General features: G+C 53.0%; 21 protein-coding genes and 1 other annotated feature. Of the genes, 6 read left to right on the forward strand and 15 right to left on the reverse strand.

Translation table 11 applies throughout. The features are described from left to right. Nucleotides 1-330: 330 nt before the first annotated feature. Together MHH28_RS18385 and MHH28_RS18390 are read right to left on the reverse strand one after the other, a co-directional pair. Nucleotides 331-2,046: a glutamine--tRNA ligase/YqeY domain fusion protein gene (locus MHH28_RS18385; protein WP_405104471.1), complete on the reverse strand. Its 1,716-nt coding sequence runs from the start codon at nucleotides 2,044-2,046 to the stop codon at nucleotides 331-333. 77 nt (nucleotides 2,047-2,123) lie between these two features. Next, nucleotides 2,124-2,388, reverse strand: a binding site (T-box leader). 72 nt (nucleotides 2,389-2,460) lie between these two features. Further along, nucleotides 2,461-4,029: a tetratricopeptide repeat protein gene (locus tag MHH28_RS18390; protein WP_405104472.1), complete on the reverse strand. Its 1,569-nt coding sequence runs from the start codon at nucleotides 4,027-4,029 to the stop codon at nucleotides 2,461-2,463. 119 nt (nucleotides 4,030-4,148) lie between these two features. Here MHH28_RS18390 and MHH28_RS18395 point away from each other — a divergent pair, with 119 nt between their 5' ends. Beyond that, nucleotides 4,149-5,348: an oxalate decarboxylase family bicupin gene (locus MHH28_RS18395; protein WP_405104473.1), complete on the forward strand. Its 1,200-nt coding sequence runs from the start codon at nucleotides 4,149-4,151 to the stop codon at nucleotides 5,346-5,348. Nucleotides 5,349-5,460: 112 nt separating this feature from the next. On the opposite strand, the gene MHH28_RS18400 is transcribed toward MHH28_RS18395, so the two are convergent. Beyond that, nucleotides 5,461-6,750, reverse strand: a complete 1,290-nt coding sequence (locus MHH28_RS18400) for an arsenic transporter (RefSeq protein WP_405104474.1) — start codon at nucleotides 6,748-6,750, stop codon at nucleotides 5,461-5,463. A 706-nt stretch (nucleotides 6,751-7,456) separates the two neighbouring features. Here MHH28_RS18400 and MHH28_RS18405 point away from each other — a divergent pair. Beyond that, on the forward strand, nucleotides 7,457-8,503 hold the full coding sequence (locus tag MHH28_RS18405; protein ID WP_405104475.1) for an LLM class flavin-dependent oxidoreductase: 1,047 nt from the start codon (nucleotides 7,457-7,459) through the stop codon (nucleotides 8,501-8,503). Nucleotides 8,504-8,598: 95 nt separating this feature from the next. On the opposite strand, the gene MHH28_RS18410 is transcribed toward MHH28_RS18405, so the two are convergent. From MHH28_RS18410 to MHH28_RS18430, 5 genes are all read right to left on the reverse strand, one after another. Continuing rightward, a complete protein-coding gene (locus MHH28_RS18410; RefSeq protein WP_405104476.1) occupies nucleotides 8,599-9,087 on the reverse strand; it encodes a cysteine hydrolase family protein in 489 nt (162 codons plus the stop codon). Next, the gene (locus MHH28_RS18415; RefSeq protein WP_405104477.1) at nucleotides 9,084-9,605 is read right to left on the reverse strand and encodes a GNAT family N-acetyltransferase; all 522 of its coding nucleotides are present in this window, start codon (nucleotides 9,603-9,605) and stop codon (nucleotides 9,084-9,086) included. Before MHH28_RS18415 ends, MHH28_RS18410 begins: the two co-directional genes overlap by 4 nt. A 160-nt stretch (nucleotides 9,606-9,765) precedes the next feature. Next, complete coding sequence (locus MHH28_RS18420) at nucleotides 9,766-10,620, reverse strand: carbohydrate ABC transporter permease (protein WP_405104478.1); 855 nt, start codon at nucleotides 10,618-10,620, stop codon at nucleotides 9,766-9,768. Between the two features lie 3 nt (nucleotides 10,621-10,623). Further along, a complete protein-coding gene (locus tag MHH28_RS18425; RefSeq protein WP_405104479.1) occupies nucleotides 10,624-11,595 on the reverse strand; it encodes a carbohydrate ABC transporter permease in 972 nt (323 codons plus the stop codon). Nucleotides 11,596-11,657: 62 nt separating this feature from the next. After that, the gene (locus MHH28_RS18430) at nucleotides 11,658-13,082 is read right to left on the reverse strand and encodes an ABC transporter substrate-binding protein (RefSeq protein ID WP_405104480.1); all 1,425 of its coding nucleotides are present in this window, start codon (nucleotides 13,080-13,082) and stop codon (nucleotides 11,658-11,660) included. A gap of 444 nt (nucleotides 13,083-13,526) precedes the next feature. On the opposite strand from MHH28_RS18430, the gene MHH28_RS18435 reads away from it, so the two are divergent. The 3 genes from MHH28_RS18435 to MHH28_RS18445 all read left to right on the forward strand — a co-directional run bounded on the left by MHH28_RS18435 (nucleotide 13,527) and on the right by MHH28_RS18445 (nucleotide 16,966). Further along, a complete protein-coding gene (locus MHH28_RS18435; RefSeq protein ID WP_405104481.1) occupies nucleotides 13,527-13,961 on the forward strand; it encodes a DUF4259 domain-containing protein in 435 nt (144 codons plus the stop codon). A gap of 126 nt (nucleotides 13,962-14,087) precedes the next feature. Further along, entirely contained in the window at nucleotides 14,088-14,210 is a 123-nt protein-coding gene (locus tag MHH28_RS18440) for a hypothetical protein (RefSeq protein WP_405104482.1), read from the forward strand. A 101-nt stretch (nucleotides 14,211-14,311) separates the two neighbouring features. Next, complete coding sequence (locus MHH28_RS18445; RefSeq protein WP_405104483.1) at nucleotides 14,312-16,966, forward strand: cation-translocating P-type ATPase; 2,655 nt, start codon at nucleotides 14,312-14,314, stop codon at nucleotides 16,964-16,966. A gap of 80 nt (nucleotides 16,967-17,046) precedes the next feature. Here MHH28_RS18445 and MHH28_RS18450 read toward each other — a convergent pair whose 3' ends face one another. From MHH28_RS18450 to MHH28_RS18480, 7 genes are all read right to left on the reverse strand, one after another. Beyond that, nucleotides 17,047-18,873: an APC family permease gene (locus MHH28_RS18450; RefSeq protein WP_405104484.1), complete on the reverse strand. Its 1,827-nt coding sequence runs from the start codon at nucleotides 18,871-18,873 to the stop codon at nucleotides 17,047-17,049. Nucleotides 18,874-19,095: 222 nt separating this feature from the next. Further along, nucleotides 19,096-19,755, reverse strand: coding sequence for a DUF4386 domain-containing protein (locus MHH28_RS18455; protein ID WP_405104485.1), 660 nt, complete (start codon nucleotides 19,753-19,755; stop codon nucleotides 19,096-19,098). Between the two features lie 65 nt (nucleotides 19,756-19,820). Beyond that, nucleotides 19,821-21,962 carry a LuxR C-terminal-related transcriptional regulator gene (locus MHH28_RS18460; RefSeq protein ID WP_405104486.1) on the reverse strand — a complete coding sequence of 714 codons (2,142 nt, stop codon included), beginning with the start codon at nucleotides 21,960-21,962 and terminating at the stop codon, nucleotides 19,821-19,823. A gap of 31 nt (nucleotides 21,963-21,993) precedes the next feature. Further along, nucleotides 21,994-22,734: a DUF5071 domain-containing protein gene (locus MHH28_RS18465; RefSeq protein ID WP_405104487.1), complete on the reverse strand. Its 741-nt coding sequence runs from the start codon at nucleotides 22,732-22,734 to the stop codon at nucleotides 21,994-21,996. 25 nt (nucleotides 22,735-22,759) lie between these two features. Continuing rightward, the gene (locus MHH28_RS18470) at nucleotides 22,760-23,701 is read right to left on the reverse strand and encodes a metal-dependent hydrolase (protein ID WP_405104488.1); all 942 of its coding nucleotides are present in this window, start codon (nucleotides 23,699-23,701) and stop codon (nucleotides 22,760-22,762) included. A gap of 118 nt (nucleotides 23,702-23,819) precedes the next feature. Then, nucleotides 23,820-24,368: an O-acetyl-ADP-ribose deacetylase gene (locus MHH28_RS18475; RefSeq protein ID WP_405104489.1), complete on the reverse strand. Its 549-nt coding sequence runs from the start codon at nucleotides 24,366-24,368 to the stop codon at nucleotides 23,820-23,822. A 171-nt stretch (nucleotides 24,369-24,539) separates the two neighbouring features. Next, nucleotides 24,540-25,205: a VOC family protein gene (locus MHH28_RS18480; protein ID WP_405104490.1), complete on the reverse strand. Its 666-nt coding sequence runs from the start codon at nucleotides 25,203-25,205 to the stop codon at nucleotides 24,540-24,542. 180 nt (nucleotides 25,206-25,385) lie between these two features. On the opposite strand from MHH28_RS18480, the gene MHH28_RS18485 reads away from it, so the two are divergent. Further along, on the forward strand, nucleotides 25,386-26,777 hold the full coding sequence (locus MHH28_RS18485) for a hypothetical protein (RefSeq protein ID WP_405104491.1): 1,392 nt from the start codon (nucleotides 25,386-25,388) through the stop codon (nucleotides 26,775-26,777). Nucleotides 26,778-26,852: the final 75 nt, after the last annotated feature.

A 26,852-nucleotide genomic window follows, 5' to 3' on the forward strand; every position in this document is an offset into this window, starting at 1 on the left:
CTGTTGTATTTCATACATTTGATTTCCGGTTTTTTGTTTTCAAAGGCCATTTTCCCAATAATCTGCTGTATAAACTACAATAGAAGCTGTTTTTTGATCGATTTTAATGAAATCTAATGTACAAAGTGCAGCCAACGCTTTACTCCCAACCGGAAACGGTATGTCTCCCGCTTGTCGACCCTTAACTTGGCAGACGCCTCACGCAAATCAGCGATGCTCCTATAACAGGAGTATCGCTGCATGTGTAACTCTTTGAGCTTTTAAGAAATTACCTTGGCGAAGCCAGTCCGTACAGCGTTCACAGAATGTATGCGAAAGGTCTTGTATTTATTACGCTTCCCCAGATGTAGCCGTCTTGCCCTTCCAGGTGTCCTTCAGCGGGACGATTCTATTGAACACCAGCTTCTGATCTGTGCTATGCCTGCTGTCGATGCAGAAATAGCCGTGTCGCAGGAACTGATAGGTATCCCCGGGCTGCGGATTCCCTGCAAGCGGCTCCAGCAGGCAATTCTTGAGCAGAGTTACGGAACCCGGATTGATGTAATCCTCCCAGCTCTCCCCCTCCTCCTTCGGCCCGTTGTGATCCGTCAGCAGCTGCTCATACAGGTATACCTCACAATTCAGCGCATGGGCAGACGAGACCCATTGCACGGTCCCCTTAACCTTCCGGCCGCTGAGTGCACCGCCGCTCTTGGTATCCGGGTCGTAGGTACAACGCAGTTCGAGGATTTCTCCCGTCTCCGCGTCCTTTATGATTTCATTGCAACGGATAATATATCCGCCCTTAAGCCGCACCTCTCCGCCTAAGACCAGTCTGCGGAATCCCTTCACAGGCACCTCCATGAAATCCGCCCGTTCGATATAGAGTGTGCCGGAGAACGGCACCTCCCTTGAACCCAGCTCCGCGTTCTCAGGGTTGTTATTGACGGTAAGCAGCTCCGAGGCCCCGGCCGCGTAATTGGTAAGCACGACCTTCAGCGGGTCCAGCACAGCCATGACGGCAGGCACCTTCGCCTTCAGATCCTGTCTCAGACAATGCTCCAGCAGCGAAAAGTCTACCATGGCCGTATTGCGCACCATCCCGATCTCCTCCACGAAATCCCTGATGCTCTCCGGCGTAAATCCCCGTCTGCGCAGCCCGCTGAGCGTGGGCAGCCTTGGATCATCCCAGCCATCCACGTATTTCCCGGCTACCAGCGCCCGCAGATACCGCTTGCTGGTGACCACTCCCGTCAGGTTCACCCGGCCGAACTCCCTTTGCTTGGGTGCTTCCGGGGTATCCAGCTCCCGCAGCACCCACTCATACAGCGGGCGGTGATCCTTGAATTCGATGGAGCACAGCGAATGCGTCACCCCTTCCAGCGCATCTTGAATCGGATGGGCGAAGTCATACATGGGGTAGATGCACCAGGCATTTCCAGTGCGGTAATGCTCCGCGTGAATAATCCGGTACAGCACCGGATCACGCAGATTCATGTTCGGCGAGGCCATGTCGATCCGCGCCCGCAGTACTTTGGCGCCACTAGGATATTCGCCGCTGCGCATTGCTCTGAACAGCCGCAGATTCTCTTCCGGCGAGCGGTCCCGGTAAGGACTATCTGTCCCCGGCTCCGTTAATGTCCCCCGGTAAGCCGTCACTTCCTCCGCCGTCAGGTCACAGACATAGGCTTTGCCCTTCAGAATGAGCATCTCTGCGCTGCGGTAGATCTCCTCCGAATAATCGGAGCCGTAGTAGATATGCTCTCCGGGACTGCAGCCCAGCCATTCCAGATCACGTATGATCGCCTCCACATATTCCATATCCTCCTTGAGCGGGTTGGTGTCATCGAAGCGCAGATGGAAGCGTCCGCCATATTTACGGGCGATCCCCACATTCGTGTGGATGGCAAAAGCACTCCCGATATGCAGATAGCCATTGGGCTCCGGCGGAAACCGGGTACAGATCTCCCGGCTGTAGACTCCCTCCTCCACATCTTCTCTAATCAGCTTATCCATATAATTCTCCGGCAGGGCCGGTTCATTCGTATTAACAATATCGTCAGTCATTCGATCTCCTCCTGTAAATGGGTGGTATACTGCCTTCCCGGACAACAAAAAAGAACCTCACCTCCAAGACGTATGGTCTTGGGGACGAAATTCTCGCGGTACCACCCCAGGTTTATTAATATGTCACCATATTAATCTCATCAAGTACGGCGCTGCCGTCCGGCAGGGCTTATACTCTAGCTCTGTAACAGGAGCTCCTGTCGTACCATCCCCCGGCTGCTGCCTGGTTCCGGTAAGCCGCTCAGAGGCTTGTTTCCATTCAGTCTTCCCTGCTCCTTCACACCAGCCGGAGCTCTCTGTGAGGGAAGAACCTGAATGTACTCTTCTCGTCATCGCGTTTAAATTATTGGATACAGAATATCAAATCTCACGCCGGGTGTAAAGTACTTACGCCGGGCTGCCGGGAGCAGCAGCCTAAGCGTCTGCCGGGTCCTGGCTGAGTGCAGCCAGCAGCTCCAGCGCTTCCTCATGCTCCGGCTCGATCAGCAGGGATCTGCGCGTATAATCCAGCGCCGCCTCATCATCCTCCTGCTCATAGCTGCAGATCGCCAGGCAGTACAGCACCGTAATCACCGGCTCCTCCTCACTGGATGCAAGCGAATGCTCCAGGAAGCGGCGGGATTCCCCGTACTGCTCCATCTCGAACAGCAGCAGGCCGCAGTCGAGCGCCAGATCATACTTCTGCGGCATCGGATAGAAGCCCTTCCACATCCGGTCTATCCCCCGCTGCAGGTCCAGCAGCTCTTCGTCGCTGGCATCCGGCAGCAGCGCCGAGATCCGCTCCGCACTCTGGATGAACAGCTCCGCGTCATATCCCCCCAGCCGCCAGAAGGCCAGGATCTGCTGCATGCCGATGGTGTCATAATTCTTGTCGATCCACACCTTCAGGCTGAAGAAATCATCCGGCCCGAACCGCTCGACAAACCGCCGGTAGGCCAGCCGGGTATGCGGATGCAGCATCGGCTGCTCCAGCATCAGAATGCAGCCCACATTGAGATTCTTATAATGATGCTGCGTGAACTGCGACAGCGCGCCCTTCCGTTCAAAATAATGCACCAGCGCATGATAATTCGCCGTAAGCGAGATGCTGCCATGGTGGATCAGCTTCGGCGGTTCGGCGAATTCCCAGTTCTCCAGCCGGTGGTCCCCTTTATCGGCAGTGAGCAGCAGGAAGCTTCCCCGGGAGAGTGCCCCCAGACGCTCCATGCAGGACAGCGCCGCTTCCGGGAACAGCACATGTGAATCCTCCAGCTTCTCCAGATAGAACGAGATCACTTCATGATAAGGATATGAGCTGTCCTCATAGCCTGCTGCGCGCTTGTAATGATATTCCGGCACCAGATCACGGAGGACCTCGGACGGCCCCATAACAGCAGACTGCTCAGGATATTTCAGCGAGACTTCACATTCATAGATCTTGCCTTCATCGACATAGAGCAGCTCCTGCGGGATACTGTCGAAGAAGTAGTTGGCGATCACCATCAGCGGCTGCTCCAGCCCGCCGGGCTTAATCACCATTCCGCTCTGCGTTAAGCTCAGCTCGGTATCCCGGACCGCATCGAAACGGGCAAAGTCAAGAATCCCCTGCTCTACAAAAGGCTTCAGCCCCTCATGCTGCTGCCAGCCCTCAATGTTCTTCCAGGGCAAATCGCTCATTACGTAACGGAACGGCGGCAGCCGCACGCCCGCATACTGGATCAGCTCACACAACTGCTGCAGCACATGGAACGCCAGACGTCCCACTCCTGCACCCAGCTCCAGTACGATCACCGGCTCTGCGGTGTACCCCTTCTCCGCACGGTCCTGAAGAAATCCGAAGATCATCTCGGCATAAGCCGTTCCGATCATCGGATTGCTTGTAATATATTGCGGAACCTGGTCATTGGCCCAAGCCTGGAGGCCCAGCTGTTCATAATAGGTGCGCTGCAATTCCCATATCGGCGCTTCACTGAAGCGGTAGCGTTCTTGTCCATCTAATGTCATTGGTTCTAACCCTGCTCTCTTGATTATCTCGTACGGATATTTGTCCGGTAGTCAAATATTATCACATTTGCGCATATATTTTCTTGATAAGCTGTGCGTTCCAGAAAGGAGCCTATGTGATGAATCCTGAGCATCCCCGTTCTCCAGGCCAGCCCGTCATTCCCCAGCCCATACGCAGTGATGGTGCAGGCAATATCGACCTGGGTCCACGTGACGTCATGCGCGACCGGGAGAATCCCGACATGTTCATTCCTCCGGTCACGGACAACGGGCTGATCCCTAATCTGAAGTTCTCGTTCTCCGACGCCCATATGCAGCTGAATCATGGCGGCTGGTCCCGTGAGGTGACGGTCAGGGAGCTGCCGGTGGCCACTACGCTTGCAGGGGTGAATATGAGCCTGACGCCGGGCGGCGTGCGTGAGCTGCACTGGCATCAGCAGGCGGAATGGTCCTATATGCTGCTGGGCAGTGCAAGGATTACAGCCGTGGACCAGAATGGCCGCAACTTCATTGCCGATGTCGGTCCCGGCGATCTGTGGTATTTCCCTCCAGGCATCCCGCATTCCATTCAGGGTCTGGCTGAGGGATGCGAATTCCTGCTTGTGTTCGACGATGGAGGCTTCTCGGATCTGAACACTCTATCTATCTCCGACTGGTTCGCCCATACACCGCCCGAAGTTCTGTCCGCGAACTTCGGCGTACCTGAATCCGCATTCGCCTATCTTCCCAAGGAGCAGGTGTACATCTATCAGGACCAGGTGCCCGGCCCGATGGAGAGCCAGCGGATCGAATCGCCTTACGGGGAAATTCCGCTGAGCTTCAAACATCGGCTGATGGCCCAGCCGCCGTTCAAAACTCCGGGAGGCAGTGTGCGGATTGTCGACTCCAGCAATTTCCCCGTCTCCCGGAATATCGCCGCAGCCCTGGTAGAGATTGAGCCCGGGGCGATGCGTGAGCTGCATTGGCATCCGAATAATGACGAGTGGCAGTATTACCTCAGCGGGCAAGGACGGATGACGGTGTTCGGAGGCAACGGCGATGCACGCACCTTCAATGTCAGAGCCGGGGATGTCGGCTATGTGCCTTTTGCCCAGGGTCATTATGTCCAGAATACCGGCACCGATACGCTCTGGTTCCTCGAGATGTTCCGCAGTGACCGGTTTGCCGATGTCTCCCTCAACCAGTGGATGGCGCTCACGCCCCAGGAGCTGGTCCGCAGCAATCTGCATGCCGGGCCGGAGCTGATGAACGCCCTGCGCAAGGTGAAATGGCCTGTGGTGAAGTACCCGGATCAGGGTCAGGGGAAGAAGAAGGAATGATCTGGATTAGATTGTAAAAAAAAGAGCGGTCAGACTAAGGTCTGTACCGCTCCTTGTATATTGTGAATTGTACACGGGGTCGTGGTCCCTGGTTCGCTTATACGGCTCATGATCAGAGCCACTTCAGCTCCAGGTATAGACCCAGCAACGTGATGAACAGTGTGGGAACCGTCAGGATAATCCCTATTTTGAAATAGGTGCCCCAGGTGATCTTCACACCCTTGCCTGACAGCACATGCAGCCACAGCAGCGTGGCCAGTGAACCGATCGGTGTAATCTTCGGACCCAGATCGGAGCCGATGACATTGGCATAGACCAGCGCTTCTTTGATCAGGCCCCCGGTGTGTGCTGTATCCACAGCTATCGCACCAATCAGCACCGTAGGCAGGTTGTTCATTACTGAGGAGAGCAGTGCGGCCAGGAAGCCCATGCCCATCGTAGCCGCGAACAGCCCGTGCTTCGCAATGCCGCCGATCATCTCTGCCAGCACATCCGTCAGTCCCACATTGCGCAGTCCGTACACCACCACATACATTCCAATGGAGAAAAAGACAATCGCCCATGGCGCATCCCGCACCACTTCTCCAGTATTCACGAAAGGGCTTCTGCGGGCCAGCAGCAGGAAAATGACGGCAATCACACCCGCTACCACCGAGACGGGAATATTCAGAAACTCACTGATAAAATACCCGATCAGCAGAAGCGCCAGGATGACCCAGGACAGCTTGAACATCCTCAGGTCCTTAATCGCTTCTGCGGGAAGCTTCATTACCGAAGCATCATAGACCTTAGGAATGCTTCGGCGGAAGAACAGATATAGAACCAGGATACTTGCACCCAGCGAGAACAAGGTCGGCAGCCACATATGGCCCGCATACTGCATGAAGGTAATGCCGAAGAAATCGGCTGAGACGATGTTGACCAGATTGCTGACGGTCAGCGGCAGCGAGGTCGTATCGGCTATGAAGCCGCTGGCTATGATGAAGGGGAATACTTTTTTCTCGTCAAAATTCAGCGCCCGGACCATCGCCAGCACGATCGGCGTCAGAATCAGCGCCGCCCCGTCATTGGCGAACAGCGCTGCCACCACTGCGCCCAGCAGGATGACATAGATGAACATCAGCGTCCCGTTGCCGCGCGCCGCTGCAGCCATATGCAGGGCCGCCCACTCGAAGAAGCCGATCCGGTCAAGCAACAGCGAAATCAGAATAATCGCAACAAATGCCAGAGTGGCATTCCACACAATCAGCGTCACATCGCGGACATCCCCGAAGCTGACCACACCCGCCGCCAGCGCGACAATAGCTCCGCCGCAGGCGGACCAGCCAATGGACAAATTCCGCGGCTGCCAGATCACAAACACCAGTGTAACAACAAATATGAGACCGGCAACAATAATCATGCCCCGGCCACCCGTTCGATCTGCAGCAGCATTCCCTGAAGCACTCCTTAAGTAGATATAGATATAAGCCAATTTATATATACTAAAGCAGCCTAATCTGAAGTACAAGAGAAAAATCACTGGAAGAATCACCTGCGTTACGCAAGCCTGGTTAGAGGCATTGCCGCCCAGACCGGTAGCCGTCTGCTGCAATAATATTTATATGCTTAAGTACTAACTGTATGTAGGAATACATAGGCTGGAATATGGGGAACGAAGCAGCTTCTTGGAGAGGAGATGCAGGTCCGGAAGAGCCATCCTTGTTACGGGATTGGAGGTTCGGACTACCATGAGTACAGACCAGCTCATCGCACTGCTCGTTCTTGTTATTATGATTGTACAGCTTGCCGTCAAGAAGGATAAATCCTGAATCCTGCAGACAGCAGGCCGCTGAAGAGGCCGGGGCAACCCGGTCTTTTTGGCGTTAGGGCGTGTGAAGACAGCACGTACCGCCCTTTGTAATTTCACCTACGCGCCGCGTCCGGTCCAATTGTAATCGGTTTTTCGCATACATCGCTTCGATCTGCTAAAACTATAGTTTCCGATACAATAAGAAATCAATAACAGCCACTTATTTCACTTACTAAAGTTGAGAAACATTAAAAAGTATAGTAGAATGATCATATAAAGAAAGGGGCGGATGATGATGGCCGAGGAAAAGAAGATTATGGAAATAGGGATAAGCACGTTTTTGGAGACGACACCTGACCCGGTGACGGGACAGACGATCAGCCATGCAGAACGGCTGCGGGAAGCTGTCGAGGAGATTGTGCTCGCTGACCAAGTGGGCCTGGACGTATATGGAATAGGCGAGCATCACCGTAAGGATTATGCCGGGAGTGCTCCGGCTGTAGTACTCGCCGCCGCCGCAGCGACAACCAAGCGGATTAGACTGACCAGTGCTGTCAGCGTCTTGTCTTCAGATGACCCGGTCCGGGTCTATCAGGATTTCGCTACGCTGGACGGGCTGTCGAACGGCCGGGCCGAGATTATGGCCGGACGCGGTTCATTCACCGAATCGTTCCCGCTGTTCGGGTACAGCCTGGAGGATTATGATGAATTGTTCGAGGAGAATCTGGAGCTGCTGCTGGCGATCCGGGCCTCCGAGAAGGTCACCTGGCGCGGCGGGCACCGCCCGGCGATTCACAATCTTGCGGTCTACCCGCGTGCGGTCCAAGACCCGCTGCCCGTCTGGATCGCCAGCGGAGGCAATCCGGAGTCTGCCGTGCGTGCTGGAACGCTGGGTCTGCCGATTGCCTTCGCCATTATCGGCGGGATGCCCGAGCGGTTCGCGCCGCTCGTCAACTTGTACAAGGAGGCCGCGGCACGTGCAGGGCATAATCCCGACAAGCTGCAGATTGCCACGCACTCCCACGGCTTCGTAGGGGAGACTACCGAGCAAGCCGCTGCCCTGTTCTACCCGTCCACCCAGGCGCAGATGAATGTCATCGGACGCGAACGGGGCTGGGGCGGAACGTACAACCGCGCAGCCTTCGACGATGCCCGCAGCTTACGCGGAGCACTCTATGTCGGTGACGCGGAGTATGTCGCCGAGAAGATCATTCTGCTGCGCAAGAATCTCGGCGTGACCCGGTTCTTCCTGCATGTGAATGTCGGCTACATGCCGCATCGTGAGGTCCTGCGTGCCATCGAGCTGCTGGGCACCAAGGTGGCCCCGATTGTGCATGCAGAGTTAGCCCGTACTGAGGGGTAATAAAGACCGGACTGCACTCTAATTGCGCACTGTTACTCTTTCCTGTAAGAAACACCTCAAGCGACCAACCGCGCTTGAGGTGTTTTTGATGAAACCTAAGAATTTACCAGCGCCTCGATCACAGGATAAGAAACCAGATTCCGGTCTCTATAAGCCGCCGGGATCACATCACTTTGTGAGCTTAGAATGCCATTCTGCAATAGAACAGCCTTGAACCCTCTTTCCGCAGCCCCGTTATAGGTGAACAATACGCAATGCTCCGCAGCATACCCGGAGAGGATCAGCAGGTCGATACTCTGCTCCCGCACAATTTGTTCCAGATCCGTCTTCCAGAACGCATTCGAGTATTCCTTCTTAACGTTGAAATCCGTCTCCTCAATCTCAATTCCGGGGATGATCCCGAACTTCGCTTCCTCAGACGGCTGCATCCCTTCAATGTCCTGAATATGAATCACGGCATGTCCCTTGGCGCGCAGCAGCCCGGAGACATAATTGATATACTCGCAGACGCGGTCAATCTCCTTCTGCTCTACCCTGCTTACATGAACCTCTTGCAGATCAATAATTAACAATCCGATTTTCAATCCTGCTTCCCCCTATCCGTTGATCCTTCCACATTACCCGATGCCGCGTGTTCATTCAACCGCTTCTGCCAATCGATTCTTGTATATGTGGTCTCATACGCTGTACCGTCTTCTTTATAAAAAATCGCTGTTTTCAAATATGGCTCCGTAACCGCCTGATAACCGAGCCTGGTAACGAGCTGTATCATCCTTGGGTTGTCCACCGGATCAACACTGGTAAACAGTTCAGCATAGCCCAGCTTGCGGGCCAGTTCCTCATGGTAACGGATCAGAGCGGAGCCTACACCTTGTCCCCGGCTGGCTTCTTGTACATAGAGGTCACTTAATTTGGCTCCGCTCTTTCCATTTAACTTCAGCAGCCCGAACCCGGCAATCCTCCCATCCTTCTCAGCGGCAATAAAGCAGATGTCCCCTTGGCGATGCTGATCCAGATACTTGCGGAATAAGCCCTCGTGATTACGGATTGCACATAGACTACCCAGATCGCTCCCGCTGGCGGCTCTTATGTTATATTCCATTGCTGCCTCCCCCCTCATAGATCTTATCCCTAGAATTGTAGCATCAATTGGCACTGAACCGGAATCTCCCAACACAAAAAACTGCAGTAGAATGATCCACCGGAATGGACCCGTCTCTGCAGTATGTTTTGTCTTCACAGCTATCCTGAATCTGATCCGGTTACTCTTTGACCCCGCCCAGCGCTACGCCTGCGATAATATAACGGGACAGCAGGAAGTACACCACGAACAGCGGCAATGCGGTCAGCGCCAGCCCCATATAAATAGAGCCGAATTCCGTCTTGTAGATGTCTCCGCGCAGCAAGCTTACCATGATAGGCATCGTATATTTCTCCTTCTGGGTAAGGAGGATTAACGGCATGAACAAGTTATTCCAGTTGGCTACAAAAGCAAAAATCGCTTGAGTCGCAATGGCCGGCATCATCAGCGGCATAATAATCCGGTTGAAGGTGCGGAATTCGCCAGATCCGTCTACACGGGCTGCCTCTACGATCTCAATGGATAGAGTAGCGAGCAGATATTGACGCATGAAGAATACCACCGCAGGCGCTGCAATGGCAGGCAAGATCAGCGGCAGGAAGTTGTTGGTCCAGTGCAGCTTATACATGAACTGATAGAAGCCGATCGCACTGGCCTGGGAAGGAATCATCATCACGCACATAATGAAGGTGAAGAATGCGCCCCGCAGCTTCCAGCTGTAGGTAACCAGCCCGTAAGCCGCCAGTGAGGAGAAGTAGACCGTACAGAGCGTTGCACAGCTGGCAATAATGAAGGAGTTCATGAAGCCTTGCAGCGGATCAAAGCTCTTGTCGAGCAGTACCTTCAGATTGCTCATCATGTGGCTCGAAGGGAGCAGGGAGAGCCCGCTCTGAATTTCCGGCGTGGAGCGTGTGGCGTTCACGAACATGATCCAGAACGGCAGAATGCTCAGTACTGCCAAAGCGATGCAAACCACATAGATAATCGTCTTGTTGATAGTATGGGTAACCTTCCCGTTTTCACGAATCTTTTCCATGGATTACACCTCCCTGGCGGCTGTCTTAGCAGCATTTCTGTGTGTTTGTTTTTGGATTTTTTTCATTTTGGCTGCATCGCGGTCACGCATGACGTAGAACAGCAGGCCGGACAATACCGCCGAGATGACGAACATGATCATACTCGCCGCTGCTGCGCGGTTATACATGTAGCTGCCCTTGAACGCCTGCCCATAGATGAACATGGACGTAGTAAGCGTAGAGTCATCCGGTCCGCCCGCAAGGAATAATTGCGGAATATCGAACATGGTCAGACCGCCTACCATCGAGGTGATCAGCGTGAACAACAATATGGTACGCAGACTTGGCAGCGTGATCCGAAAGAAGGTCTGGAATCCGTTGGCGCCGTCAATTGCCGCGGACTCGAAAAGCGCCGGATTAATCCCCATGACGCCTGCAATCAGGACGATCATGGTGTTGCCGTACCACATCCAGAACTGGATGAAGGCGATAATACCGCGCGCTGTCGTCTTGTCCTGCAGGAAGAAGACCGGAGCGTCGGTCCATCCCAGCATTTGAAACAAGCTGTTGACCGGCCCCATCGGGTAGGCGAACAAAGTACTGAACAGCACGGCAATGGTACTTGCAGTGATGATGTTAGGCATATAGAGCAGGACCTTGAACAAGCCTTGCCCTTTAACATTCAGGCGTTTGTTGGTGAACCAGGCGGTCAGCAAGAGCGCAAGGGCCATCTGCGGAACGAAGTTCGTAATCCAGAGCAGTCCGGTGTTGATCAGGGACTTGCGGAAGGACACATTATCAAAGAGAAGATCCTTGAAGTTCTGAAACGGGTTATCCAGGATATGTATAGGCTTAGGAATGAGCCCCTTCATATCCGTGAATCCAATCACTGCCGTATACAGAATGGGATACAGTGAAAAAATCAAAAAGGCAAGTACAAAGGGAAAGGTAAAAATATAACCGAATTTCGCATAGCTGACATCCTTGCGGCGCATGCTCTCACCTCGTTAGTTGATTATAGGGGCGGGAAAACTTCCCCCGCCCCTCCGAATTCTTCTTATTCGCTTTCAATACCCAGCTGGTCTTTGACTTGCGATTTGAAGGTTTCGATTGCTTTTTCTTTGGTCTTATTGCCTGCAGTGTACTCGCGTACCTGTTCGCGCCAGGCTTTGTTGATTGTTTCGTCGAATTGGGTCAGGTTCTTACCGGATGCATTCGCATTGGCCGGAACGAAGACGTCGAACATGTTCTGTCCGCCGAGCAATGGCACTTCACCATTGGATTTGGACATAACCACGGAGGAAGCTACGCTATCCTTCGTACCTTGTTCGCCCGTTTTCATCGTACCGTTAGCCCAGTAATACTGGAGACCCGTCTCGGAGCTGTCGAGCGTTACCCATTTCACGAAATCTGCAACTGCTTGCTTCTTCGCTTCATCCTTGGTGACTTCGGCATTGGCCAAGAGCCAGGTACCGCCCCAGAAGAAGCCTGTAGTCGGCTCCGTCACTGCCCAGTCGCCGTTGGTGTCCTTCACCTGGCCGTTCATCACGTAGTTGATCAGCCAAGCCGGACCGAAGAATCCGAAGATCGGCTGAGCGCCTGCACCGGACATATCTGCATACCATGCTTCTGTCCAGTCTGTTGTATCGTTATGATAGCCGTTGTCTTTCAGCTTCTTGGAGAGATCCATGAATTCTTCACGCTTCGGATCAATGTGCAGCTTGCCGTCCACAATCCAGCCCTTGTCCGAGCTGTTCTCGATCGGGTGCCAGATGTCGCCGTCGCCGGATACGATACCATATCCTTTAGCCTTCAGCTTCTTCGCAGCATCGAAGAATTTATCCCAGCCGGGTCCAACCTCTGTTTTGATCTTGGCCGGATCATCGGTTCCGAACACATCCTTCGCAATGGAGCGGCGATAGATGAAAGCCCCGCCTGTAGCCTGGTAACCCAGACCTTTCAGGTGGCCGTCAGTGGTACTGCCGATATCTACAGAATACTGGGCGATGCCCGCATCTTTTACCATTTGATCATCAAGTCCGAGATCTGCATAATTGGCAGCATAGGTCGATGCATCGCCTTGCGTGTATTTAAGTACGAATGCGGATTCCGCTGCGTAAATATCCGGGGCATCCTTCCCGCCGCCTGCCAGCGCCTGGTCAAGCGCCGGCTGATAAGCGCCGTCTGTCGTTGCTATTACGGTAGTTTTGAATTCCACATTCGCATCAGGATGCGCTTCCATATACTTCTTGGTCATGTTCGGAATTTCGTCGGTGAAGCTCCACAGATTGATGGTTACCTTCTCACCGTTACCCACTGCTGGAGCTTTGGTAGCCTCTGCGGCAGTTGTAGCTGCTGGAGCTGTCGTTGCGTCTGTACCGGATGAGCTGGAATTCGAGTTCCCGCCTCCGCATCCTGCCAGCGCAGATGACATCACGAGCACTGTTGAGAGCCCCGCTAAAACACGCTTCATACTTTTCATACTTTGCCTCCCCTTTTATATTCATCCTCGGTTTCATGTAACCGCCTTCATATTATAGTGCTTGTCACTCTCCGGCATAAGGAACCCCTCATTGGGAAAAATACCACTATTTATGGGTTTTGCTCTTAAAAGGTACAAAAAAGACGCCCGGGGATGGCCCTTAGCGTCTCTAACAGGCTGGCGAGGGATCATCTACTGATCTCTTTTCCCAGAAGTATTCTTTTCAGGAGCAGACCGTCACTGAAGAATTCCTCTCCATACCGGATAATGATGCTTTTTCAACTCATTTTTCAACTGCCACTTCTAACATATGCTCTTCAGTAAGATCAGCATTCAGATTTAGAGCGGCTTGTTAACCGGAATCCGTTCTCCTTACGCTGCCATTTGACGCGCATTGGAAACGCTTCATATAATGAAGAGACTACAGTGACAGGAGGACATCGAATGGGCGCCTGGGGTATCACAGCATTGGAAAGTGATGAAGGGCTGGATCTAGTGGCAGCGATTGAGGACATGCTCCCTCGTGACACGCTGGATTTGGGTGAATTGATGACGAAGTTTGGTGAGGATCATTTCCTTTATGACGGAACCGTGCTCGCTCTCGCGGAGCTGTATATCGAGTTTCTGGAGAAGGGGCGTTTGGATTACGATCATGAGGAGAAAGTACGCTCCTTGACGCAAGTACGGGCGTTCACGGCCGATCGTATCTCGCTTGGAGCTTTGCTGGAGCATTTGAACGTGATTTGGACGGATATTGAGGGTGACTGCGAGGGGGATTTGGCGGAGCTGTGGCGGGAGTCGCCGAGCTGGGACGAATGGCGGGCTCATGTGCAGCAGCTGATTGCCAAGTTGGATGCACGGCTTGCCCAAGAACAGTAGCAGGATGATTGAACGGGAACAAAAGCGCCGCTACCCGATAGGGTTGCGGCTTTTTGTATAATGGATTTTTCGTTATTTCTGCGGAGAAATTGATCTCCGCCGCGTTTCTTCCAGTCCTCTACGAACTTGTCAAAGCTGTCAACCGGCTCAACGCCGGTGATGATCTTCGCCGCCATCTCCATCCACAAGCCGTTTTTGCCCAGCTCCGGCTTGGACAGCATCGCCTGGGTTGTCGGCATGCCGGTATAAGTAATTAGCTGCCCGGGCTGAAAATGTTGAAACTTGTCATACAAACTAACGTAAATTGGGACCATAGAGACAAAGAAACACGGGAGAGGAGCTTATACCTGATGGAGTATTACCGCAGCAGTGTGTCAGACACCCTGGAAGAAGTCCACAGTTCCACAAGCGGGCTTACGTCTGCTGAAGTAGAGAACCGGCTGGCCAAGGAAGGCTACAATGAGTTAAAGGGCAAAGCCAAAGATCCGCTCTGGAAGCTGTTCCTGGAGAATTTCAAAGATCCTATGGTCGTGGTGCTGCTCATCGCGGCAACGGTTCAGATCGTAATGGGACATATTATGGAATCCGTCATCATCTTTGTGGTGCTGATTCTGAATGCCGTAATCAGTGTGGTGCAGACCCGGAAGGCGGAGAGCTCGCTGGACGCCTTGCGCAAAATGTCCGCACCCGAAGCCAAAGTAATACGGGACGGGGCCCTGCTGTCGATTCCGGCAAGGGAGCTTGTCCGGGGAGACATCGTCTTCCTGGAGGCTGGCGATTATGTGCCTGCGGATGGACGGATTATTGAATCCGGGAGTCTGCGGATTGATGAGGGCATGCTGACCGGGGAATCCGAGCCCGTAGACAAGCATATCGAACCCATTCCGCAGGACGCTCCGCTGGGCGACCGGCGCAACATGGCCTTCAGCGGCTCGCTGGTCGTCTATGGCCGGGGAACATTGGTCATTACCGGAACGGCGCTCGGCACCGAGCTTGGGAAGATTGCCGGTCTGATTGAGAGCGCTGAAGCGAAGCAGACGCCCCTGCAGCGCAAGCTGGAGAGCTTCGGCAAAAAGCTGGGGATCGCCGTCCTGTTGCTGTCTGTGCTGATCTTCTCCATTCAGGCTGCACGCGTCTGGCTCTCGAATGACACGGTGGATACCACCGAAGCGATTCTAAATGCCCTGATGTTCGCCGTGGCTGTAGCCGTCGCCGCAATCCCGGAGGCGTTATCTTCTATCGTAACCATTGTCCTCTCCGTGGGCACGAACAAGATGGCCCGGCAGCATGCCATTATCCGTAAGCTGCCTGCTGTAGAAGCCCTGGGATCAACAAGTGTCATCTGTACAGACAAAACCGGGACGCTGACTCAGAATAAAATGACGGTTGTCGATTATTTTCTCCCCGGAGGACCGCAGGAGCAATTCAAGCTGAAGGCCGATGACTGGTCGGAGGAAGCCCGCAAGCTGCTGCATATCGCCGTACTCTGCAACGACTCCAATATCAATGAGGAAGGCAAGGAGCTGGGGGACCCGACTGAGGTTGCACTGATCGCCTTCAGCAACAGCAAGGACAGGGATTACCGCGAGATCCGCGATAACTTCCCGCGTGAAGCCGAGCTGCCGTTCGACTCCGAACGCAAGCTGATGACGACGCTGCATACCTTCGAGGGCCAGAAAGCCCTGCTGACCAAAGGCGGACCCGATGTCCTGTTCAGCAGATGTACCCATGTACTGCTGAACGGCCAGGAGGTTCCGCTGACACCGGAGGTTCTGGAGCGCTTCACCGAAGCCAACGAACAGTTCTCCAGCCGGGCCTTGCGGGTGCTGGCTTACGCCTATAAGACTGTTCCCAATACAGTGACTGAAGTGGGTCTTGAAGATGAACAGAATCTGGTGCTGGTCGGCCTGTCGGCGATGATCGACCCGCCGCGCGAGGCTGTATATGGCTCCATTGCCGAGTCCAACAAAGCAGGTATCCGTACGATTATGATCACCGGAGACCATAAGACCACCGCCCAGGCGATCGGCCGCGATATCGGGCTGATGGCAGAGCATGAGATTGCAGTCACCGGCCAGGAGCTGGATGCCATGTCCGAGGAGGAGCTGGACAACAGGCTGGAGCAGATCGGCGTCTATGCCCGCGTCTCCCCGGAGAACAAGATTCGGATCGTCCGTGCCTGGCAGCGTAAAGGCAAAATCACCGCCATGACCGGTGACGGCGTCAATGATGCACCGGCCCTGAAGCAGGCCGATATCGGTGTAGCCATGGGCAGCGGAACCGATGTTGCCAAAGATTCGGCGGCGATGATCCTGACCGATGATAACTTCGTATCCATCGTTAACGCAGTGGCCGTTGGACGGACGGTGTTCGATAACATCAAGAAGGCCATAGCCTATCTGTTCGCGGGCAATCTGGGTGCGATCATCGCGATCCTGTTCGCCCTGATCTTCGACTGGATTAACCCGTTCACCGCGATTCAGCTGCTATTCATTAACCTGGCGAATGATTCCCTGCCAGCCATTGCCCTGGGTATGGAGAAGGCGGAGCCGGATGTAATGAGCCGCAAGCCGCGGGATATCAGCGAGGGTATCTTCGCAGGCGGGATGATGCAGGCAGTGATCACCCGTGGTCTGCTGATCGGGATTGCCGTGATTATCTCCCAGTATATCGGGCTGCAGCATTCGGATGAAATGGGCATTGCGATGGCCTTCACTACGCTGATTCTGGCGCGTACCCTACAGACCTTCGCCGCCCGCTCCAACAGCCAGACCTCAGTGGAGGCCGGCTTCTTCAGCAACAAATATGTCATCGGCGCGGTCATGATCTGCTTCGCCTTCTATGGTATTGCGGTCCTTCCTGGTGTCCGTGAAATCTTCTCGATCCCTGCCACGTTCGGAATGAACCACTGGCTGACCGCCACCGGACTCGCCCTAGGCGCAGTCATTGTGATGGAGCTGGCGAAGCTGGTCCGCCGCCTGCTGCCTGCGAAGCAGGCTGCTTAAGCCAGGCTAAGTTAACGAACCTTAATAACAGCAAGAAGCCTGCACGCCCGGTATGGGGGTGCAGGCTTTTTTATACTCAATCACTTCTTCAAATGATAAGGCACTGTAGTGACAATCACATCGCTGCGGAACAGCAGACGGGCGCGTATCAGCAGGCTCGATTGATTATGAAGAATATTATGCCAGCCTTTCTTCGGAATGAACTGTGGAATAATGACCGTTACCCTATGGTTCAGCTCTGCGGCCTTCCAATTCACTTTATCAATAAACTTGGTCAATGGCTGTACGATGCTTCTATAAGGAGTATATAGAGTTACTAATCTTACGTCCGGCTGCCACTTTCTCCACTTCTCCTCGAACACCGCTTCATCTTCCCGCTCGAAGGGCACATAGACGGCTATAATCTGCTGCGGAGACAGCGACTTGGCATATTCCAGGGAGTTCATCACGACATGAGTGATTCCGGCAACCGGCACGATAATCACATTGCCTTCAATCTTGATCGTCTCCTCACAGGTCGAAATTCTAAGCTGGTCCGCAATGGCCTCATAATGCTTATGAATCCGGTGGAACACCAGGAGCAGAATCGGCAGGAAGACAAATACCGGCCATACCTGAGTAAACTTGGTCATGAAGAACATCATCGTTACCACGAAGCTGATTAGAGCGCCAACCGTGTTGATGATGAACTTTTGCACCCAGCCCGCAGGCTTTTCCCGGAGCCATTTCACCATCATTCCGCTCTGCGACAACGTAAAGGGAATGAACACACCTACGGCATATAAAGGAATCAGCTGCTCCGTTTTCCCCTCGAAGACATATATCAGAACCATGGACAGAACACCCAAGATGATAATACCGTTGGAGTAACCCAGCCGGTCCCCCCGCATGGTGAACATTCGCGGAATGAATTTATCCTTGGCAAGGTTCACAGCCAGCAATGGAAAGGCGGAATAACCGGTATTCGCAGCCAGTATCAAGATTAATGCAGTCGTTCCCTGGATAAAATAGTACATCGCATTCCGGCCAAAGGTTTGCTCGGCAATTTGCGAGACCACAGTGACGTCAGCACGGGGAGCAACCCCGTAATAATAGGCTAACACCACAATGCCGGAGAACATCACAGCCAATAAAGCCCCCATGGCGATTAAGGTTTTGGAGGCGTTGGACGCTTCCGGGTTTTTGAAATTCGGTATGGCATTGGAGATCGCTTCAACCCCCGTTAACGCAGAGCTCCCGGAAGAAAATGCGCGCAATAATAGAAATAGGCTGATCCCCGCTACCGGAGTCCCCAGTGAGGTATGCAGTTCTGCCGGAACGTTACCTGACAAGATGTTGTACAGACCTGTACCAATCAGGATGAATAAGGCCAGAACGAATAAATAGACCGGATAAGCGAGGACGGAAGCAGATTCCGTTACCCCTCTTAAGTTCAAAATCGTGATAAGCAGCACAAAAGCAATGGCAATCACCACTTTATGCTCATGCAGGCTTGGAAACGCTGAGGTGATAGCATCCGTACCCGCCGAAATACTTACAGCAACCGTTAAAATATAGTCCACCAGCAGAGAACCGCCAGCAATTAACCCCGGGTACTTGCCCAGGTTCTCCTTGGACACCACATAGGCGCCCCCGCCGTGGGAATACGCAAAAATAATCTGCCGGTAGGACAGAATGAGCGCGGTCAGCAGGATTAGCACACCCAGCGCTATCGGGATCGAATACCAGAAGGCGGCGGCCCCAATCGTAACCAGTACAATCAGGATTTGCTCCGGCCCGTAGGCAACGGATGACAGCGCATCAGAAGACAGTATAGCCAGCGCCTTCTTTTTATTCAACTTTTGTTCTCCGAGTTCACTGGACTTTAAGGGCCTGCCAATTAAAAATCGTTTTAAAAATGAAATCACTCAGTTTCACCACTCGCTTGTTATTTGTAGGATCTTGGTTGAACTCCATCTACTCCCGTTCCGGGACACAACAAAAACACCACAGAAGACTATTCTGTGGTGTTCAACATATCATGTCCGGCATTAATATAGCGTTAAGGAAAACGCAAAGACATTAAGATTGCATTAAGATTATTCTTTGGCCGGAGCATGGCCTGACCCTTGCTCCGGCCTGCGGACAATTCAGGGTGTCTCTGTACGCAGATTAAACCCCTTAACCAAGAGCCAAAGCGGCAGAATCATTTCAAATATGGCCCCTGGAATATACAGAATGGTTCCGGTATCACGGCCGCAGATGGCCAGACTACTGCTTGTTAACAACCCGGCATACCCGATGAAGCCAATCACAGACAACCATCGCGGAACCAGCTCTGAACGGTAGAGAACATAACACAATAACAAGCTGCCTAAGCTCAGCACGATCATAGCCAGTTGAAATAGCATCAAATGAGCTTCTACCGCTAAATCCGCTATACGCTGGAGGTGAGAATAACCTGAGGCTTCCGCCGATGTGTAATCTTCGCTCAACGAGATGAGCAGGATTGGCGCGATTAAACTGAGCATTAGAAGCGCAGACTCGATGATCCGGGAGCTTAAGTACCCTGCCGCAAACGCCCCGTTATATTTTTGTATAACAGGATAAAGCAGCATCGCAATCCCCACAACTGCTATAGCGTTGATCAACTCCAGCAATAATCCGGCGGTGGCTCTTGTTCTGTCTACAAATAAACCCGCGAGAAATTCAGGCTCCTGGAGGATGGGATTCAATAGCCCGCTCCCTAGCATGTAAGCCCCCGTTGACACCAGAAAGAGTACCCCTGCCACCCTTGCATTCCTATTCATCCTTATCTCCCCTTAACTCGAGTTACAAGGATTATAGCTAAGCGGCAGTATAGCCAGTAGACACTTTAGTGTGGTTTCAGCGGGTCTGGAAGCAAATTCAACTCACGGGCACGCGCGATCGCTTCTGTGCGTCTTTGTACTTGCAGTTTCTCAAAAATCCTGCGGTTGTGTCCTTTGACCGTGTCCACAGCTAAGAAGAGCTTCGCGCCGATGTCCCGGTTGGACAGTCCCTTGGCGATAAGTTCCAGCACTTCAAGCTCTCGTCTGCTGAGCGGCTCGATCAGGTGGTCTTCCTGGCCCGGTTTGCGGCCCCTCTGTACACGCTGCAGACCCGCCTGTGCTTCTTGAATAGCCGGAAGCGGCAGATCACCGGCCAGGCGAAGTGCCTCCTTGTAACATTCTCCTGCCGGACCGGGCCGGTTGTCCGCTTCCTCCATCTGACCCAGGCCGATCAGAGACAGAACAGCCATCGGTTGATGGCCCATCATATGGCTGTACGTAATGACCTCGTTATAGGCCTTTCGGGCTCCGGCATAGTCTCCCCGCCGTTGGCAGGCCACACCCAGCATCCAAGCAGCCGATGTCCTAACCGCAAGATTATCCTGACGGAGATATTCTAACGCACGGCTTGACTGGGTAATGACCTGGTCTATCTCCTGGCTTACATCTGCCCAAGCCTCCCTTGCAGGGGCAATCAGCCCGATGAGATCATCGGTCTTATCCTCCTGCTCCGTCAGTTGCATGAACGCCTCGGCTGCCAGTAACTTGGGGCTGGCTCCGCCAGGCTTTGATGCCATCATCAGCGCGGCTACGGCAGCCCGGGTTGCAGCAATAAGTCCGATCAATTCCCTAATACGGGCATCCTGCCGGACGCCCTCCAGCGCCGCTTCCGCTGCCCGCAGCTTAGGCTCGACATGTGTCGGCTTGCCGGTGATCAGCAGAACCGAACCATATATCACCAGCAGCACGGGTCTTGCCCCCAGCTCCGCAGCAGGCAACGACTCCAGCCATTTCAGTGCAAGGTCTGCTGCTCCGCGAAGATGCAGCGGCTTCCCGTCCCCTTCAAGCAGTCGTGCAGCACGCTCAATATCAGCCGATTGTACAGCATGACGAAACGCTTCGATCTCATAGCCTTGGCTTTCATACCATTCACTTGCCCGTTTATTCATTTCCGCGATACTGCTGTTGTCGTGACTATCCTGCAGCCGTCTTTGCAAGGATTCGGCAAACAAGTGATGATAACGATACCACTGTCTTTCATGGTCCAAGGGAATGACAAATAAGTTCTGGCGTTCAAGATCAAGTAGCTGCTGCCTGCCCGGCATTGCAGAATTAAGCAGAATGGCATCGCACAGAGAACCGCACAGGCGGTCAAGGACGGAGGTCCTTAGTAAAAAACTTTGAACTGCTTCCGGCTGCCGTTGCAGAACTTCTTCCACCAAATAGTCCAGTACGAAATGATGGCTGCCAGCGATAGACTGGATGAACCGTCCGGTACCATGATCCCCCTGTATCGAGAGTGCTGCCAGCTGCAAGCCGGCAATCCAGCCTTCGGTACGTGATGCCAATGCGTCTATTTCGTCTGCGGGCAGGGTAAGCCCCATGATTCCGTTAAGAAATTCTTCGGCTTCTGTGGAAGTAAACACCAGATCAGAGGCACGCAGCTCTGTTAACTGGTCTTGAACCCGTAACCGGGCTAATGGAATAAGGGGTTCCTCGCGGGTAATCATCACCAGATGAAAATCCCCGGGAAAATGGTCAAGCAGGAAGGAAACTAACTTGTCGGCAGATTTGGATTTCACTAGGTGATAATCGTCAAGGATGAGTATACAAGGAGCCATGGCGGCAATATCCTTAAGAAGTACCGGCAGGATCGACTCCATGGGCGGCGGCTCGGGAGACTGAAGCACAGCGAGCACGCCTTCACCTGTCTTCGGGGCAAGTGTTTGCAGGGATGAAATCAGGCAGCTCAGAAAACGCGCAGGCTCGCCGTCTTCTTCCTCCAGCGACAGCCATGCGCAAGGCCGCCCGCAATTGGCGATCCACTCACCGATCAATGTGGTTTTCCCATAACCCGCGGGCGCGGAGATCAGGGTCAATTTACGATGCATACCATCTCGAAGCTTATGGATCAACCGTTCACGGGGAACCGTTGCGGGCCGAAGCGGCGGGATATTGAATTTGGTATCTAGGATAGGTGTAGGCATAACCACATCTTACCATCCGCCATGACCATCATCAATGAGTCTGCCGCACTTCATTAGCAAGCTCCTCAATTTCACTTACGAGGTCATGAAGACTGGATTTCTGGTAACAGAAGCTGAATTCTTCCCGGTGCTGCTCCATATAAGACTTGGACAATCCAAATTGGGCGCTCACTTCACGGAATCCTCTTTCCAGCGCTTCACAATCGATGCCGGGATGCACGTTATCCAGCTCCACAATTTCTGCAAGAGCTCTCTGCTTCTTGTCCTCTAATAGTAGTTGAACGGCTTCTCCCGAATAGATCTGGTGGACCCATAGAATACGCAGGGCCTTCAGGCCTATCGTTCCTCCTGCTGTTAGCCGGATTAGCTCCTCCTGAAGCTGGGCAATCTGCTCCGGGCTCCAGTGATCAAGGATTACTTCAAAAATCCAGTACATCCATTCCTCATCTTGACTTTGATTCCTGAACACATCTTGAATATAGGGGATTAACGGATCACCGATCTCTCTCAAAAAAGGAGCAATCCGGCGCGATCCCGGCCAGTTCATGTCCTGAATCCACTCCAGCAGTCCCGGCAGGATCGGCTTCACGCGGGGATAGCCTAGCTTAACAATGACCTCCGCCGCTCCATCCCAATACTCTTTGCCCAGCGGCTGCAGCAATAGATGAAGCTGTTCATCGCGGATGTCCTGAAGCTTGTGAATGGCCTCTGCTTGTTCTGCTGCTGGTGTGTCCCAGTCCAGCTTTTGAATAAGTGCTTGAATGTCTTCCACTTGCTGACCCCTACTTTACAATAGTCTATTCCCTCTGTTCTTCTGCCCACGCTCCATCCTTATAGATGAAATAACGGGCATTTCCCTCCCGGTCGCGGGCAACAATCTTCCCTTCCGGCTCCTGTCTGCTCTCCCCGCTCACTTTAAATGAAGCTTCATCTTCAGCAGGAGGCACCCGGTACACGTACTCCAGCCCGTCTTTTCCCGAATTGCTGCGCACAACGTCACCCTTCGTGGCATAGATCAGATTAGCATCCAACAGGATGCCACCGCCCGGCACAGCCAACACCCCAAGCACCCTGCGCTGGGAGTCGATGACGTCAAACCCCATTTTCCAAAAATCACTCAGCTTGTGCACCTGATTATCCCCCAGCGGATACACCTGTACAGCAGCCTGTGGAGTGAGCGTGAATTTACGCGGAAGCTCCTGCTCCAGTTGTATCAGCATGGCAAGCTTAAGGCCAAGATAGATCACAATAAATCCAGCACACCCCATACTAAGTACCCGTCTCCTGCTCACAGGCACCGGAAGCACGAAACTCGTAACCCCCACCAACATAGGCACCCATACTGTAGGATCACCGAGATAGATCAATGCCAGCGTATAAGCTTCACTGGACAGCGGGTAGATCAAATGTACTCCATGTCCCAGATAGTCCACCAGAATATGACCCAGCACACTCCCCGCCAGACACAGATATAGTTGGATATATGAATATTTTTTCAATAGAAGCTTGAATATGAACACAATTGGAACCATAACCAGCCCCATGACGACGATGGAATGTGACCACGGAGATACATACCTGTTCCCCAAGAGATCCGGCACAATTCCCAGGAATGAGGCCAGTCCGAGTAAAACCACTTTTTCCTTAAAAGAAATCCCCTTGCGCATAAGCACCATCGATACAATGAAACTGCCCGTAAGCAGATGTGTCATCACATGCATAGCCAGTATAATCGTCAACTGTAGCCCTCCACTTTGCTGCTCTGAACAGCCAGACGTTCCCCACTGCCCAGAGCCTGTTAAGTTATAAACAAACGAAGGAGGCATAAGGTTCATTCGTGTTAACTCTTTATTCTTATTAAGCTTCGTACTTCTTGAATTCCTTCTTATAGAAGTCTAGGTTCTCTTCATCGAAACATACAAATATCACTTTCTTAATGCTGGTGTCATTCTCCGATAAATACCTGAACACTTCCCCTAGAGCGATGAAACAGGCGGAGTCTTTCGGATATCTGTAGATACCGGTGCTAATATTGGGAAAAGCGATGCTGCTCACTCCCTTTTCTTCTGCCTGCAATAATGCGTTTCTGTAGCAATTCCGCAGCTTGTCTTCCTCCTGATTCATGCCGCCATTCCACACGGGACCAACCGTATGAATGACATACCGGCTTGGTAATTTCCCGGCTGTGGTCACTACCGCCTCACCCACCGGACAACCGCCTTGCTGATTCCGGATCTTCATGCATTCTTCTAAAATAGCCTTGCCCCCGGCTCTATGGATAGCGCCATCTACACCACCTCCGCCCAGCAAGCTGGTATTTGCAGCATTGACGATTGCCTCTGTCTCCATTTGGGTGATGTCTCCGCGAATCAGCTCTATGCTGGAATCCTTCACGACCAGTTCCATAATTCCCCTCTCCTTATCCGTTTGGTGTGCTCGCTATTCACTGTACCGTATTACGGATTCATTATTTCCCCCTTAACGGGCATGAACCGGCCTTCAGCAATCTCAAATTAAAGCGGCAGCCCTGGCCACCCCCTCAGTCCTAGCTACCGTTACTTGTTATTTGCACTGCTGTTATGTTATCCCGCGGACCTGCATCCCCACTAAATCATCCAGCGTAATCTCACAGACGTCCGTCCTAATCATTAGCGGATGCGGATAAGCTTCCTCCTGGTCAGACATGAACCAGACCCGGCCTTGCCTAACTGCAATAATCAGCCCCTGCTCATCACCTGCGGCGGCGAACTGGCTATGGTAATCCTGCCAAGGAACGATCCCTACCCGGGATAGCTTGAGCAGTGCCTCCTCCACATCGCCTACAGGCAGACCGATCTCACTTACACATAACAGACTGGCCGAAGAAAATAATTCATTAGTGGAATTGTTCAGATTGTGCCGGGCAATCAGCTCCACAATATTACCTGCCGGATCATAGAAATAGATGGAATCGGCATTCCAGGACTCAAAGTGCACAATCTCCTGTCCTTGGCTCGGAATAATCTGGACCTTCGGAGTGATCCACAGCAACGCTTCATCTATCTGATTCTCAGGGATGTTGAACGCAAAATGATATTTCGGCTGTCTGCCTGGGTCAGACTCAGTAAAGGTTAGGGTAGACGCCCCTGCTTGTACACTAAAGGAGGCTGCAAGTTTCTGGACTACCGCCAGCCCAAGAGTATTCTCATAAAAGTCTTTCGTTTCTTTCAAGGAATGAGTTTGCATCTCTACTTCTCTTATCATTTAGGATCACCTCTGTTTGTGGCCTAAAGCCAGTACTTTGCTTCCATGGTATCCATGCAGAGAATTGAAGTCAAACCCGCATCTGCAACTTCTGCGCAGCAACCGCGTCCATAACAATATGGAAAATCTATCTATTATCAGAAAACAATAGGACAATTGAACACAACAGGAGGTTTATGTATGCGCTATATGGCAGCAATTGTGCTGGCGGCGGCTCTGCTCTCAGGGTGTCAGGGAGCAGACAGGGCCGCTGTGAACAGCTCTTCCTCAGCCCCACCCACAGCCTCCCCAACCATCGGATCACCTACGGCTGTGTCATCCACACCTTCCGCTTCAGCACCTTCAAGCGGGGAGGAGCCGCTGCTCTATATTGAGCAATTGAGAATTATCGGCGGAGGCGGACAACTGGTACAGGTGAAGTCGAACAGCGATATCAATAAACAATCATTGGAGCAAGCGCTGAAGAAAAGTCTGCAGACCAGTACTCCCGAGGCAGAGTTCCGTTACACGCTGGAATGGGAGTCCCCGCGCTTTGTGCAAATCCGCCTGCATCTGGATGAGAGCAGCGCCTGGTCCGGGACGTTCAACCTGGATGAAGCCGTCACCTCAGATGGGCGCAAGTATGCCAGTACCGAGCAGCCGCACCGCAACACGGTTGTGGTTAGAGCCCAGGCTGGTGGGGGCAGCCTGCTGTTCCAGGGCATCACCTCCGGCACCCGGCGCGTAGTACCTGCCTGGAACACGGGCTGGATCAAGTCGATTCAGACTGCTGGATCATCTGCTCCCTCCTATCTGTTCTACGGGCAGGAGAAGCACCATCTGGTACACGCCCTGACGGGCGAGGCGCTAGAGATTCCAGCTTGGCCGCAGGAGAAGAATGCCTACGGCAATGACTATGGCTACCATGAGCTGTACTCCGACCGCTTCTATTTGGGCTTCACTTATATGATTTCAGGCAATAAGACACTGTACCGGGTAGACCTGAAGGACTTCACCCGTACAAAGCTTCATGTGTTCAACAAGCCGGTTTACGGAATGTCCTCCTCTCCTGACGGTAAGCGCATTGCTGTATTAACTGCACATAACGAGTTTATCGGCCCGGAGGCAGATTTGACGGTACTGGATCAGAAGGGGAAAATACTGCATTCGCAGCAGAACGCCGCCTACATCTCCCATAGTGACGGCTTCCTGTTCGTATATTCTCTGACTTGGGAGGATGATTCGCATCTGCTTCTTCCCGCAGACAGAGGTGAGAAGAACCCTCTCGGCCAAAACCGCTACAATACCGGAAGCGGAACCTCCACGGTTATGCAGGATGAGCGGATCACGGACCAATTGAAGCAGGATCTCACAGAGCATGAGCGGCAGCCACATAATGATTTACTGCTATCCGGGCTGAAGTGGTCACCGGATGACAGATTCGCAGCCTTCCATTCAGGTACGGGCGCCATTCAGGTCTACGACACACAGGAGCGGACCTTCACGTTCGTATCCGCAGGCACGCTGCTGGGCTGGATGCCGGATGGAACGCTGGCCTGGGCGGATGCCGGGGATCATGTGTATACGTTTTGAGTAAAAAGATAGCTATTTATTGAAGCTAAACGGCGGCAGCCATTCACAGGAATGACTGCCGCCGTTTAGTGTGGA

It is taken from the genome of Paenibacillus sp. FSL K6-1217 (assembly GCF_045040735.1).
Taxonomy (GTDB): domain Bacteria; phylum Bacillota; class Bacilli; order Paenibacillales; family Paenibacillaceae; genus Paenibacillus_AQ.

Excerpts from the sequence above, each read along its gene's own strand:
- MHH28_RS18385 (WP_405104471.1), bottom strand. The coding sequence starts at position 2,046 with ATGACTGACGATATTGTTAATACGAATGAACCGGCCCTGCCGGAGAAT.
- MHH28_RS18390 (WP_405104472.1), bottom strand. The coding sequence starts at position 4,029 with ATGACATTAGATGGACAAGAACGCTACCGCTTCAGTGAAGCGCCGATA.
- MHH28_RS18395 (WP_405104473.1), top strand. The coding sequence starts at position 4,149 with ATGAATCCTGAGCATCCCCGTTCTCCAGGCCAGCCCGTCATTCCCCAG.
- MHH28_RS18400 (WP_405104474.1), bottom strand. The coding sequence starts at position 6,750 with ATGATTATTGTTGCCGGTCTCATATTTGTTGTTACACTGGTGTTTGTG.
- MHH28_RS18405 (WP_405104475.1), top strand. The coding sequence starts at position 7,457 with ATGGAAATAGGGATAAGCACGTTTTTGGAGACGACACCTGACCCGGTG.
- MHH28_RS18415 (WP_405104477.1), bottom strand. The coding sequence starts at position 9,605 with ATGGAATATAACATAAGAGCCGCCAGCGGGAGCGATCTGGGTAGTCTA.
- MHH28_RS18420 (WP_405104478.1), bottom strand. The coding sequence starts at position 10,620 with ATGGAAAAGATTCGTGAAAACGGGAAGGTTACCCATACTATCAACAAG.
- MHH28_RS18425 (WP_405104479.1), bottom strand. The coding sequence starts at position 11,595 with ATGCGCCGCAAGGATGTCAGCTATGCGAAATTCGGTTATATTTTTACC.
- MHH28_RS18430 (WP_405104480.1), bottom strand. The coding sequence starts at position 13,082 with ATGAAAAGTATGAAGCGTGTTTTAGCGGGGCTCTCAACAGTGCTCGTG.
- MHH28_RS18435 (WP_405104481.1), top strand. The coding sequence starts at position 13,527 with ATGGGCGCCTGGGGTATCACAGCATTGGAAAGTGATGAAGGGCTGGAT.
- MHH28_RS18445 (WP_405104483.1), top strand. The coding sequence starts at position 14,312 with ATGGAGTATTACCGCAGCAGTGTGTCAGACACCCTGGAAGAAGTCCAC.
- MHH28_RS18455 (WP_405104485.1), bottom strand. The coding sequence starts at position 19,755 with ATGAATAGGAATGCAAGGGTGGCAGGGGTACTCTTTCTGGTGTCAACG.
- MHH28_RS18460 (WP_405104486.1), bottom strand. The coding sequence starts at position 21,962 with ATGCCTACACCTATCCTAGATACCAAATTCAATATCCCGCCGCTTCGG.
- MHH28_RS18475 (WP_405104489.1), bottom strand. The coding sequence starts at position 24,368 with ATGGAACTGGTCGTGAAGGATTCCAGCATAGAGCTGATTCGCGGAGAC.
- MHH28_RS18480 (WP_405104490.1), bottom strand. The coding sequence starts at position 25,205 with ATGATAAGAGAAGTAGAGATGCAAACTCATTCCTTGAAAGAAACGAAA.
- MHH28_RS18485 (WP_405104491.1), top strand. The coding sequence starts at position 25,386 with ATGCGCTATATGGCAGCAATTGTGCTGGCGGCGGCTCTGCTCTCAGGG.